Source organism: Paenarthrobacter sp. 10N417 (genome assembly GCF_056394745.1).
Window position 1 is genome coordinate 446,549 of the sequence record NZ_JBFTIL010000001.1, and the last position, 12,036, is coordinate 458,584.

Annotated in this window: 15 protein-coding genes and 1 riboswitch; all 15 genes read right to left on the reverse strand. The window is 62.1% G+C overall.

Going from position 1 to position 12,036, the window contains the following annotated elements; genetic code table 11:
* Positions 1 to 38 precede the first annotated feature (38 nt).
* A complete protein-coding gene (gene hisG, locus AC1DCM_RS01820; protein ID WP_442002993.1) occupies positions 39 to 899 on the reverse strand; it encodes an ATP phosphoribosyltransferase in 861 nt (286 codons plus the stop codon).
* 84 nt (positions 900 to 983) lie between these two features.
* Positions 984 to 1,247: a phosphoribosyl-ATP diphosphatase gene (locus AC1DCM_RS01825; protein ID WP_018778638.1), complete on the reverse strand. Its 264-nt coding sequence runs from the start codon at positions 1,245 to 1,247 to the stop codon at positions 984 to 986.
* Between the two features lie 112 nt (positions 1,248 to 1,359).
* The gene (ribH, locus tag AC1DCM_RS01830) at positions 1,360 to 1,845 is read right to left on the reverse strand and encodes a 6,7-dimethyl-8-ribityllumazine synthase (RefSeq protein WP_477517079.1); all 486 of its coding nucleotides are present in this window, start codon (positions 1,843 to 1,845) and stop codon (positions 1,360 to 1,362) included.
* A gap of 18 nt (positions 1,846 to 1,863) precedes the next feature.
* Complete coding sequence (gene ribA / locus AC1DCM_RS01835) at positions 1,864 to 2,568, reverse strand: GTP cyclohydrolase II (RefSeq protein WP_477517080.1); 705 nt, start codon at positions 2,566 to 2,568, stop codon at positions 1,864 to 1,866.
* Positions 2,565 to 3,260, reverse strand: a complete 696-nt coding sequence (gene ribB, locus AC1DCM_RS01840; protein ID WP_442002990.1) for a 3,4-dihydroxy-2-butanone-4-phosphate synthase — start codon at positions 3,258 to 3,260, stop codon at positions 2,565 to 2,567. Before ribB ends, ribA begins: the two co-directional genes overlap by 4 nt.
* Positions 3,257 to 3,955 (reverse strand): riboflavin synthase, encoded by a 699-nt coding sequence (locus AC1DCM_RS01845; RefSeq protein WP_477517081.1) that lies wholly within the window; start codon positions 3,953 to 3,955, stop codon positions 3,257 to 3,259. Before AC1DCM_RS01845 ends, ribB begins: the two co-directional genes overlap by 4 nt.
* Positions 3,956 to 5,047, reverse strand: coding sequence for a bifunctional diaminohydroxyphosphoribosylaminopyrimidine deaminase/5-amino-6-(5-phosphoribosylamino)uracil reductase RibD (gene ribD / locus AC1DCM_RS01850; protein WP_477517164.1), 1,092 nt, complete (start codon positions 5,045 to 5,047; stop codon positions 3,956 to 3,958). It lies immediately after the preceding gene.
* 41 nt (positions 5,048 to 5,088) lie between these two features.
* On the reverse strand, positions 5,089 to 5,781 hold the full coding sequence (gene pnuC / locus AC1DCM_RS01855) for a nicotinamide riboside transporter PnuC (protein WP_477517082.1): 693 nt from the start codon (positions 5,779 to 5,781) through the stop codon (positions 5,089 to 5,091).
* An 87-nt stretch (positions 5,782 to 5,868) separates the two neighbouring features.
* Positions 5,869 to 6,022: riboswitch (FMN riboswitch) on the reverse strand.
* 77 nt (positions 6,023 to 6,099) lie between these two features.
* The gene (gene rpe / locus AC1DCM_RS01860) at positions 6,100 to 6,786 is read right to left on the reverse strand and encodes a ribulose-phosphate 3-epimerase (protein WP_477517083.1); all 687 of its coding nucleotides are present in this window, start codon (positions 6,784 to 6,786) and stop codon (positions 6,100 to 6,102) included.
* A 92-nt stretch (positions 6,787 to 6,878) separates the two neighbouring features.
* A complete protein-coding gene (locus AC1DCM_RS01865; RefSeq protein WP_477517084.1) occupies positions 6,879 to 8,429 on the reverse strand; it encodes an RsmB/NOP family class I SAM-dependent RNA methyltransferase in 1,551 nt (516 codons plus the stop codon).
* Positions 8,426 to 9,346 (reverse strand): methionyl-tRNA formyltransferase, encoded by a 921-nt coding sequence (gene fmt, locus AC1DCM_RS01870; RefSeq protein ID WP_477517085.1) that lies wholly within the window; start codon positions 9,344 to 9,346, stop codon positions 8,426 to 8,428. Before fmt ends, AC1DCM_RS01865 begins: the two co-directional genes overlap by 4 nt.
* Positions 9,343 to 9,915 carry a peptide deformylase gene (def, locus tag AC1DCM_RS01875; protein WP_477517086.1) on the reverse strand — a complete coding sequence of 191 codons (573 nt, stop codon included), beginning with the start codon at positions 9,913 to 9,915 and terminating at the stop codon, positions 9,343 to 9,345. Before def ends, fmt begins: the two co-directional genes overlap by 4 nt.
* Positions 9,916 to 9,965: 50 nt before the next feature.
* Positions 9,966 to 10,913, reverse strand: coding sequence for a cytochrome (locus AC1DCM_RS01880; protein WP_477517087.1), 948 nt, complete (start codon positions 10,911 to 10,913; stop codon positions 9,966 to 9,968).
* 37 nt (positions 10,914 to 10,950) lie between these two features.
* On the reverse strand, positions 10,951 to 11,121 hold the full coding sequence (locus tag AC1DCM_RS01885) for a hypothetical protein (protein WP_477517088.1): 171 nt from the start codon (positions 11,119 to 11,121) through the stop codon (positions 10,951 to 10,953).
* 208 nt (positions 11,122 to 11,329) lie between these two features.
* Complete coding sequence (locus AC1DCM_RS01890) at positions 11,330 to 11,707, reverse strand: hypothetical protein (protein WP_477517089.1); 378 nt, start codon at positions 11,705 to 11,707, stop codon at positions 11,330 to 11,332.
* Positions 11,708 to 12,036: the final 329 nt, after the last annotated feature.

Below are 12,036 nucleotides of genomic sequence, written 5' to 3' on the forward strand. Positions count from 1 at the left end.
GCTCCTTAATTCTGCTGTGCGCTGCTGAGGCGGTCCGGTCAGATACGGCAGGCGTGGATGCTGCTGACCAGGATGGCGCGGGCGCCAAGATCGTACAGCTCATCCATGATGCGGTTGGTTTCCTTCTTTGGAACCATGGACCGCACGGCCACCCAATCCGAATCCCGCAGCGGGGAAACGGTGGGTGATTCAAGGCCGGGCGTGAGCGCAGCAGCATCCTCCACCAGATCCTTACGGATGTCGTAGTCCATCAGGACGTACTGCCGCGCCACGAGGACGCCCTGCAGGCGACGGATGAGAACGTCGATTTCCTTGGCAGTGCCGTTCGCGGCCCCACCAGGACCGGTCCGCCTGATCAGCACGGCCTCGGACTTAAGAATGGGATCGCCGAAGATTTCCATCCCGGCTGCCTTGAGGGTGTTGCCCGTCTCGACGACGTCGGCAATGGCGTCGGCGACGCCGAGCCGCACCGATGACTCGACGGCACCGTCCAGTCGGACCACCTTGGCGTTCACGCCGCGATCCGCCAGATAGTCACGAAGGAGACCGTCGTAACTGGTGGCGAGGCGCTTACCTTCGAGCTGTTCGACGCCGGTGAAGTCACCTACGGGGCCGGCGAAACGGAAGGTGGAAGGGGCAAAGCCCAAGGGAAGGAGTTCTTCGGCCTCCACCTTTGCGTCCAGCAGGAGGTCGCGTCCGGTGATTCCGACGTCCAGGGTTCCCTGGCCCACATACACGGCGATGTCGCGGGGGCGCAGGAAGAAGAATTCAATGTCATTGTCGGGATCAACCATGACCAGTTCGCGGGTGTCGCGGCGCTGGCGGTAACCGGCCTCGGACAACATTGCAGAGGCGGCTTCTGACAGGGATCCCTTGTTGGGGACTGCTACACGGAGCATGAGGAGACTTCCTGTTTGGAATGGAGGTTTTCAGGCACTTCGGCCACGCAGCTGGCTTCGCTTGAGGAATGCGAAGTGGCGTGGCTAGAGATGCTTGTAAACGTCTTCCAGGCTGAGGCCCTTGGCGAGCATGAGGACCTGCAGGTGGTACAGCAACTGGGAGATTTCCTCGGCAGCGGCTTCGTCGGATTCGTACTCGGCGGCCATCCAGACTTCGGCGGCCTCTTCGACCACTTTCTTACCGATGCCGTGGATTCCGGAGTCCAGTTCGGCAACCGTGCGCGAGCCTGCCGGGCGGGTCGCTGCTTTCTCACTCAGTTCTGCGAACAGCGTCTCGAAATTCTTCACGCCCTACAGACTACTTGCTTAGGGGCTGGCACCGCTCGTTGGGGCGTTGCATGACGAAGGGGATGTGAGTGAAGACACACCCACATCCCCTTCAACCCATACTGTCCCAGTGTCAGCTGTACTGCTTCAGCGTCACTGCCGTGGCAAGGGCCGCGGTGACTGCCTCGTGTCCCTTGTCTTCGTTGGAGCCCGGGAGGCCTGCGCGATCCAAGCCCTGCTGTTCCGTATCGCAGGTCAGGACACCGAACCCGACCGGAACCCCGGTGCGGACGCTGACGTCGGTGAGTCCCGACGTCGCGGCCTGGCATACGTACTCAAAGTGCGGCGTCCCGCCGCGGATAACAACACCAAGGGCCACGACGGCGTCGAAGTGCGGTGCGAGCCGGGCCGCGGCAACCGGGAGTTCGAAGCTGCCGGGGACGCGCAGAAGGGTGGGCTCGGCGATGCCGGCTTCCTTGGCTGCGCGGAGTGCGCCATCAACCAGTCCATCCATGATCTGGGTGTGCCAGCTGGCTGCCACAATGGCGAGCTTGAGCTGCGAGGTTTCCTCGGGATTGAGGGTGGTGAGGTCGATGGTGGGTGCGCCGTGTCCGCTCATTGTTTGCTGGAATTCCGTTCAGTCTTGTTCGTGGTCAAAGGGGCTTCGGGACGGTGTCTTTCCGTTGCCGACGGTCTCGGTTTCGAGCGTCAGACGGTGATCCATCCGGTCTTTCTTGGTCTGCAAATAGCGAAGGTTCTGTTCGCGCGAAGGAACTTCCGTGGGAACCATTTCCACCACCGAGACGCCAGCCTCGGCCAGGCGATTCTGCTTGTCCGGATTGTTGCTGAGCAACCGGACCTCATGCAGGCCCATCTCGGCCAGGATCTGACCCGCGGCACCGTAGGAGCGTGCGTCTACCGGCAGGCCCAGCTGTTCGTTGGCCTCGACGGTATCGAAACCGGCTTCCTGCAGCGCGTAGGCCTTGATCTTGTTGGCGAGACCAATGCCGCGCCCTTCCTGGCCCCGCAAGTACAGGAGTGTTCCACCCTCAGCGTGGATGAGCTCAAGGGCAAAGGCCAATTGCTCGCCGCAATCGCAACGATAAGATCCGAAGACGTCGCCAGTGAGGCATTCGGAGTGCAGGCGCACCAGTGGGGCGTGGCCATCCTTAGGCGGGTTGGGGGAACTCACGGCAAGGTGTTCCACGCCCGTAACGTGGTCCGTCCAGGCCTGGGCTACAAAGTCCCCAAAGGCTGTGGGCAGCTGGACAATCGGGCCGCCGCTCACCGGGTGGGGTGTGGGCTCGGTGTCGCCGCTGCTGCGCGTTGTCGGTGCGGTCATCGCTTCTCCTCGTCTGCCACTGAAACGTGTGCCGTCTGGGACTCTACCGCGTCGACGTATGCCACCAGATCCTCAATGGAGATGAGGGGGCATCCGTGTTCGGCGGCGAAATCACGCAGACTGTCCAGGCGCATCATTTCACCATCGTCATGTACCAACTCAGCGATCACGCCCACCGGAGCAAGCCCGGCAAGCCGACACAGGTCCACGGCTGCTTCCGTGTGTCCCGGACGTTCACGCACTCCCCCCTTAACCGCCCGAAGCGGGAAAATATGCCCGGGGCGCGTGATCGCCGCTGGAGTGCTCTGCGGATCGGCGAGGATCCTGGCCGTCAATGCGCGGTCCGTAGCCGAGATACCAGTGCTCACTCCGATGGCCGCATCGCAGGAAACAGTGTAGGCAGTACCTTTGGCGTCCTCATTGACTGCCACCATGGGCGGAAGCGCAAGGGCATCTGCACGTTCCGCTTCAAGCGGAACGCAAATGACGCCCGATGAATACCGGATGGTCCACCCCATGAGGGCGGGCGTGGCGTGTTCGGCAGCGAAAATGATGTCGCCTTCATTCTCGCGGTCTTCGTTGTCCACCACGATGACTGCCTGGCCGGCAGCCATCGCCGCGATCGCAGCTTCCACGGGATCCAGGCCTGTACGATCCGTCGCCGTCGAGACCGTCTTGGTCGGGGTACTCATCGCGCAGCCTCCTTGTTTCCAGCTGACTCGCTGGCCGTTTCCACGCTGGACGTTTCCACGCTGGCGCGGTGCGCCGGGGAGCCCTGCGGAGCGAAGGACAGGAGCCTTTCGGTGTACTTCGCAAGCACGTCCACTTCCAGGTTCACCCGCGCACCAACCTGCTTAGCCCCCAGGCCTGTCTCCTCCAGAGTCGTAGGGATGAGCCCTACTTCGAACCAGGGAGCCGCTTCAGCAGCTGCACTCACGGCCGTCACGGTCAGCGAAACACCGTCGACGGCGATCGAACCCTTCTCGGCGATGTATCGTGCCAGCGGGCCAGGGACGCCAAACCTCAAACGGTCCCAGTTGCCCAGGGGCTCACGTTCCAGCAGCTCACCCACGCCGTCAACATGTCCTTGGACCACGTGGCCGTCGAGGCGCCCACCAGCAGGGACGCAGCGCTCAAGGTTCACCGTATCGCCCGCAGCCAACTCGCCGATGGTGGTGCGGACCAGGGTCTCCCCCATGACGTCGACGCTGAAATCCTGCCCGTCAATCTGAGTGGCGGTGAGGCAGACTCCATTGACTGCGATGGATCCTCCCAACGGGAGACCTTCTGTGGTGGTCGGGGCTTTCAGCCGCAGCGTCGCGCTATCATCGCCGTCGCGGTCAATACCCAGGACGGTGCCCTGTTCGGCAACGATTCCGGTAAACATTTAGTGTCCTCCTGTGACGTATTCCGCAGCTTCACTGCGCGGAATGGAATTCGTGGTGGTGCTGGCTGGTGCTGTATTGGTTGCCGATCTCATTGACCGCAAATGCAGCCGAAGGTCGTTGCCCAGGGTCTGTACAGCCCCGCCACCGGCATCGTCCCAGGCCCATTGCTGGGCATCGGCCAAGGTGGTAATGCCGAGGTCGTTCAGAGCGGGCGTTCCGGACCCCAAAAGGGTTGGAGCAAGATAGACGATCAGTTCGTCCACCAAGCCAGCAGCAAGGAACGTACTGAGGATGCTTGAGCCGCCCTCCACCATGACGTGCCTGACGCCTTGGTGGAACAGTTGGCTGAGCGCTTCCGCCGGGTCCCTGCTTTGTAGGTGCACAAAAAGGCCATCGGTTCCGCGTACCGCCGCGTCTTGGGGAACGTCCCTCAAACCCATGACGGCGCGGAGCGGCTGGCGCTGAGCCAGGCTACCGTCGGATGCCCGGGCCGTAAGCCGGGGGTTGTCGATAAGTACCGTGCCTGTGCCCACCAGGATCGCGTCGATGAGTCCCCGCAACGCATGGTTGTCCGCGAGGGACTCAGGACTGGAAATCCATTGGCTGGTACCGTCCACTGCGGCGATGCGGCTGTCCAGCGTCTGGGCAATGTGCAACGTGACGAAGGGACGTTTGGTTGCGACGGTGTCGAACCATTCGCGATTGAGGTCAAACGCCTTGTCGGCGGCGAGCCCGGATTCGACGTCGACTCCCGCTGCTTTCAACGTGCGGGCGCCGCCCGCGGCGGGATCGTGGGGATCGTCGACGGCGTAAATCACCCTGGAGATTCCGGCCTCAATGATGGCCTGTGCGCAGGGACCCGTACGGCCCACGTGGTTGCAAGGCTCCAGGGTGACCACCATGGTCGTTCCTGCAAGGTCCACTCCCTGACGGCGTGCCTCAAGAATGGCATCTGCCTCGGCGTGGGCTGTGCCGGCTCCCCGATGGTAGCCGACGGCGAGTTGTTCGCCCCCGGGGCTGAGCACAACGGCGCCCACCAAGGGGTTGGCTCCACGCGGCCCGCCCAAGGCGGCTGCAAGTGCCACGTCCATGGCCGCTGTCTCGGCGGTACTGAAGAATTTGGGGTTCAGAGTCACGGAGCGACCCCCGCAACAACAGGAGCGGGGCCGGCCGAGGCACGTTCGCGCTTCTCTGCCCGCCACCACACGAAGAATCCGGTCAACGTAAAGAAGCCATAGAAGAGGTACATGACGGCGCTGGCGTAGTATCCGGCGCTGAAGAGGAGTGGGACGCCAACGATGTCCACGGCTACCCAGATGAGCCAGAACTCCGTCCATCCCCGGGCCATACCGTATGTGGCCAGCAGGGAACCTGTGAATGTCCAGGCATCGGCCCACACGGGCGGGTAGGAGCCCAGCGCGTCGAAAAGCGGAGTCAGGGCGGCCGTTCCTGCCACCATTGCCCCGATGAGGCCTATGCGGACCTTGTTGCTGGCCCAGCCCGGAAGGATTGCGCGTCCCTGGGTGCTGGCCTGCCGCCCTTGTTGCCACCGGTACCAACCGTAGACGGCGACGGCTATGAACATGATCTGCCGTGCGGCCTGTCCCCATAGGGTTGCGGGGGCGGCTGCGCCGAAAACGTTGCCGAGGAAGACCGTCAGCAGGAGGATATTCCCCACGATGCCTACAGGCCACGCCCAGACTTTGCGGCGCATTCCGCCGAGGGCGCTGGCGAGCCCAAAGATGTTGCCAAGCACTTCGCGTAAAACAAGCGCAGATCCTCCAACGGGAATCTGTGCTTCGAAGAGCCATCGCAGAAAGTCCATGCCGTTCCTTCCCAGTAAGCCGCGATGGCTCCGGGGGTGTACGACAGCACACTGCGCGGCGTCCCTAAGGACGCACACAGCATGACTGTACGTGCTTCTCCCATCCAGACTTTAACTGTCGGTACCGGAATTCCACCGGTTCAACCGTTTGCCAGCAGCTTCCAATTTCTTGGATTCCAAGGCGCGCGGGTCGCGGACTATAACCGCCGGTTCGGACTTACACCGACCCCGGAGCACGTATGTGTGTTGCTATTCTGCCACAACTGCGAAGATACCTGAGCTATTCCCTGCAATCTTCGTAACATCTGATGACGGTCGTCACGGTTTCGCCGAGCCACCCGCCATTGCGGCCTTGGATCCGGCGGCGCGGAGCCGATCAATTGCCGCCGCGGGGTCTTCGTCCCCGTACACGGCTGAGCCTGCCACGAACACATTCGCGCCTGCCTCAGCGGCGCGGAGGATGGTTTCCTCAGTGATCCCGCCATCCACCTGGATGGCCACGCCGATTCCGGATCCTTCAATTGCTACGCGGGCGCGGCGGATCTTGGGCAAGGTGATATCCAGGAAGGACTGGCCACCAAAGCCCGGTTCAACCGTCATGATCAGGAGCATGTCCAGTTCACTGAGCATGTCAAGATACGGCTCAACGGGAGTGGCAGGCCGCAATGCCATACCCGCTTTTGAACCTCGGGCCCGGAGCTCACGGGCAAGCTTGATAGGCGCCATGGCAGCCTCGGCGTGAAACGTCACCGAGGCAACACCGGCATCCGCGTAGGCAGGTGCCCACCGATCAGCATCCGAAATCATCAGATGCGCATCCAGGGGAACCGGGCTGACAGCTTGGATCCGCTGTACCACCGGCAAGCCAAGTGTCAGGTTGGGAACGAAGTGGTTGTCCATGACGTCCACGTGGACGGCATCGGCATTGCTGATCCGCTGCAGCTCCGCCTCAAGGTTGACGAAGTCTGCGGACAGGATGCTCGGGTTGATACAGCACTGAGACAAGGCAGCCCCTTTGGGTCAGTTGTTTTATCGATTGAGTTCAAGCGAGGGTGGCGGCCTAGGACTTTTTACGGAGCCAGGACTTTTTTTCGGAGCTAGGACTTTTTGCGGATGAGGGCCATGAACATGGCATCCGTGTGGTGAACGTGCGGCCAAAGCTGCGCCGTAAGCTCGTGCCCGGCCCCGAGCCCTCCGGTGAGGCTGACAGCGTCCAGCGCCTGACCGGCGTCGAGCATCTCAAGGTCATCACGCTTTCCCATGACGTCACCCACAACGGCTGTTGTTTCCGCCGGGTGGGGTGAACACGTCACGTACGCCACCACGCCACCGGGCTTGACGGCGTCGATGGCCGACGTCAGCAGTTCACGCTGCAGGGGGCCGAGGTCCGCGATGTCCTTGGGTGCACGGCGCCAGCGCGATTCGGGACGCCTGCGCAGGGCACCGAGACCACTGCAGGGAACGTCCACCAACACCCGGTCAAAGGAGTCGGGCTGTTCGCCGCCAACCTCCCGCCCGTCACCGGTCCGCACCGTCCAGGATTCCGCAGGCACCGCAGACAGCGCCTGCTGGACCAGCTTGGCGCGATGCGGGGCGGGCTCATTGGCCAGCAAGGTGGCGCCTTCGCGGTGAGCCAAAGCGGCAAGCAAGGCAGCTTTGCCTCCCGGACCTGCGCACAAGTCCAGCCAGCGCTCTCCTTCCCGGGCAGGGGCGCCGAGATCGACGCTTGCAACGGCGCGGGCCACGAGTTGGGAGCCAACATCCTGAACACGGGTAGTGCCCTTTCGGACGGACTCGAGCCGGCCAAGGTCGCCTCCGGCCGACAGCGCGGAGTCCTCTACCAGCTCTCCGGCTGTAGCCCCGTTCTCGAAAGCTTCCTCCAGGTTACCCAACCCAGGCAGGGCAACCAGATTAACCACAGGCGCTGCGTTGTCTGCCTCCAGCAGGGCGTCAATCTCGGTTTTGGATCTCCCATGGTTCACCAACGACTGGCGCAATGCGCGGACGATCCATTCCGGGTGCGCGTGCCGCAATGCAGCAATCTTGGTCTCGTCAGTCTCCTGCTCCAGCAGGATGTCCAGCCACTCGGTCATGGTGTGCGCCGTGACTTTACGGAGAACAGCGTTGATGAGCGCAGACGGCCCGGCGCCGATGACCGCGCGGGCCAGGCCCACGGTTTGGTCCAGCGCAGCATGGGCCGGAACACGCATGGAGAGCAGCTGATGCGCGCCGATGCGCAAGGCATCCAGGATCGCGGGGTCAAGTTGCTCGAGGGGGCGGTCAACGCAGCGGGCCAGGATGGCATCGTACGTGCCCTGCCCTCGCAAGGCACCGTAGCTCAACTCGGTGGCAAAACCAGCGTCGCGGCGGTCCAGACGGTGCTCACGGATTCTGGCGGGAAGGACAAGATTCGCGTACGCGTCTTCCGATGCGACGGCACGGAGGACTTCGTAAGCTACGAGGCGCGCAGGATCAGCGCGGCGCGTGCGCTGGGATGGGGCGTTATTGGAGAAGCCCCTCTGGGGTCCCCTGTTTCGTTCCCTGCCCTGGGCATTGCGCTTGCTGTCGCTGCGGCCTCCACGATCAGCGTGTCCGCCACCGTCCCGGCTCCCGCTGTTGTTGGGGCCTCGCCGGCCGGACTCACTCATTCGAATACCACTTTCTCAGGTGCAGCCAAGCCGCGGGCCCAGTCGGCCGACGACATCATTTTTTTGCCGGCGGGTTGAATCCGCCCCAGTTCCACGGCGTGGGAACCAGTCCCTACCAGCACGGACTTTCCATCAACGCGGATGGCTCCAGGAGCAATGTCCTTGACATCGGGTCGGAGTGCGACGGGTTCAAGCTTGATCCTTTGCCCCTCCAACGTTGTCCACGCGCCGGGCTCGGGCGTAACGCCACGCGCCCTTCGATTCAGGGCAAGGGCCGGCTGCTGCCAGTCCAACCGTCCGTCCTCGAGAGACAGCTTGGGGGCCAGGGATACCTCGCCTGTCTGCGGCTGCGGTGCAGCCTGACCGGCGTCGATAGCGGACAGCGTCTGGCTGAGGAGGACGGCGCCACTCAGGGAAAGACGCTCGAGAAGATCGCCAGCAGTGTCATCCGGCCGCACGGTTTCGGTTAGCGTGCCAAACACAGGGCCGGTGTCCAGCCCTTCTTCCAGTTGGAAGGTAGCCGCCCCCGTGACGTCGTCACCCGCGATGATGGAGCGCTGCACGGGAGCCGCACCACGCCACGCGGGAAGAAGCGAGAAGTGGAGATTGACCCAGCCATGCCGGGGACCGCCCAGGGCAGCGCGGGGAACGATTCCCCCATAAGCCACGATGGCGGCTACATCCGGAGCAATTTCAGCAATTCGAGCCGTAGTGTCAGCATCCACCTTGGCAGCGCGAATGATCTCGATGCCGAGTTCCTCCGCTCGGGCGGCAACCGGCGACGGCGTCAGGACCCGTTTGCGTCCTAACGGCGCATCCGGGCGCGTCAGGACTGCCACGACGTCAAAGCCGGCTTTGACCAGGGCGTCCAAGGACGGAACGGCAACGGCCGGGGTTCCTGCAAAGAGAACCCTCACTCGGGAGCCCCGAAACTGCCGGCACCAAAGCTGGAACCAACAGAGCTTGCCCGCTTTGATGTGGTCTGCTCAGTCACAGCGTGGTAGTTCGCGTTTCGGATGGCACGCAGCGCGGCTTTCCGGTCTTCGCCCTCAAGCCTGTCCGTGAAAAGGACGCCGTCGAGGTGATCGGTCTCGTGCTGGAAGCAACGTGCCAGCATACCTTCGGCCTCAACCTCTACCGGATTGCCATTGAGATCCACACCCGTGGCGCGCGTTGCCCGGTGTCGGCGCACGGGGAAACCAAGGCCGGGTATGGAGAGGCAGCCCTCAACTTCGTCAGGCTGGAAATCTTCGCTGTTGTCAAGGATCGGGTTGATGATGTGCCCCTCTACACCGCCAATGCGGTAGGTGAAGACCCGCTTGCTGACGCCCACCTGGGGAGCTGCAAGGCCTGCGCCTTCCACGTCCTCCATGGTTTCCATCATGTCGGCTACCAGCTTGGCGAGCTCCGGACCAAATTCAGTGACGGGATCGGCTACGGTGCGCAACACCGGATCCCCAATGATTCGGATACTCAAAATTGCCATCTGCTGTCAGTCCTCACGATCGTCACACTCTGGTCCGGCTGTTGCGGAGCCTAAGCCAGTTTAGTTGAGTGCAGGCTGCTGCCGTTGTCTCCAGCGCCAGCAGTGGCAGTCGCTGCGCCGGCAGGCACCAGCGACGCCGACTCAAACGACGGTGAAACGAACGACGGCGGTGGGACGGGCATGAGCGCCTGACCGGCCGCAGTAACATCAGCTGACATCTCCCAGACGCGCCTCAGGGCGCAGAACTTCCACCAATGGTGCTTCAGGACATCCGGGTTGGCTCGCTGGGGCCTCACTTCGGTTTCTCCGATGGCGACCGCCAACAACATGGGGTTCTCGCCAAACTTCCATGCCTCCCACTCCCCCGCTACGGGGTCCACGAGGCTCTCTTCCGCTTTCATCCCCGCCACAAGTTGCATCACGACTTTGTCGTCGAGGGCCTTAACAGTGCCATCGCGGGTGGTGCCCTTGGTCTTGTAATCGATCAGGCAGATGCGCCCGTTAATCCGCGCAACGAGGTCCAGGGTGCCGGCATAGCCAACGGTCTTGTTCCAGACAGTGATTTCCGGAGCAAGCGGCTCCACTCTGTACAGTTCCCACCATTCGTCGAAGCGCGCTGCAAAGGCCTGTTCACCGTGGGAGGCAAGCTCATCGCGGCATTCCTGCATCCGGTGCGGACGACCCAGGGCGCGAAGGGCTACCTGCTCACAGTAGTTGTGGACGCGATCGCCCCTTGCCGCAGCTTGGTCCCTGTAGGCCTCAGCAGCTTTGGAGGCCTTATTGACCGCCTGCCGGATCCTTGCCGGGCTGCCAAGCACGGCGGGAAGTTCGGGATCTGCGGCCAAGCTGCTTGCTCCCATATAACTGAACCAACCGTCCAGGGAGTGCGCCTGCTGCCCTATCACCGTGGTGATGGAGGGCACAGAGAATTGCTCTGTTGTGGAGCGGGCGTACATACGTCCGTAGTCGGTAGCGTGGGCAAGAAGTGGAGCAGTCATATAAAGACTCTGACACAGAGCACCGACAGAATTCCCCTCAGCCGCCAGACGTGCCTGTGCATATACCGCCTTCGGTGGACCATTCACCAAAAATCATGGCCGCTTGTTCAAGCGGCAGGCGGGCGAGCTTTGCCGCGAGGATGGGCGACGTTGTGGCCAAGTCCTTCAGGAGTGCCTTGGAGTCTTCAGCTTCTGTTGATCCACTCATGTTGATGCTGTGCACTGGCGGGCATTTTTGTGACGCCGAATGCTCCCCGGAGTCCTGACAACGAAAACCCCGCCTGAAGCTGAGTCCCAGGAATGTCAAGCGATTGATCGATCAGCGGTCGCGCAGTTATGAACTTCGCGATAGGCCCCGGCAGGTGTCCGAATCAGGCTTGCACTCAGTGCTGAACGCACACACCCGGAAAAGGTACTTACTCCCCCTCGACGGCGACGAACCGGAAGAAGGCAAGAAACGGAAGCGCACACAGAACTGCGCCTGCTATCCACCAAGCCATAGCTCCGGCAAAAAGGACCGTACCCAAAAGAACGGTCACCACGACCAGCGCACCAGCGATCGGAGTCAGGCTGTAGGCCCACGGCCGCTTTGACGAAGGGAAGTTTCCTTGCACGACCAGTCCAAGCAAAATAGCCACAGGGATGAAGGCCAGGGCGGAAATCAACTGAAGTCCGCCGGGCGATGAAAAAGCACCCACGACAATGACAACAAAAACTTCCATCAGGGCAAGTGCTAAAGCGACCCAACGGGTTAGTGCGGACGACGAATGACGTACGACAGGCGACGTGCTCATTTGATTTCCCCCTTTTACTGACCATCTCCACTAGTTGAGCCACGTGCCACTTATGACGCTATGCGGCGGCAAGCGACCTTGAAGATTTGCCGCCATCATACCAAGAACGCGCCCTTCAGCTGGTAAGAATCCAAGCAGATTCATTTCCCTATGAACGTATTCCAATAAGAGCTGTACACGCAATGGACCCACCGACAACCTTTCGGTTGTATCAAGCGGTGCGTTCAATTCTGATGCAATTTCCTCGGCCATGTCCACTATTCACGGGCCGTGACCCAATGGAGGAATGGGTGATCATTCGTGAACACACAGGAGCCGTCTTCATCGAC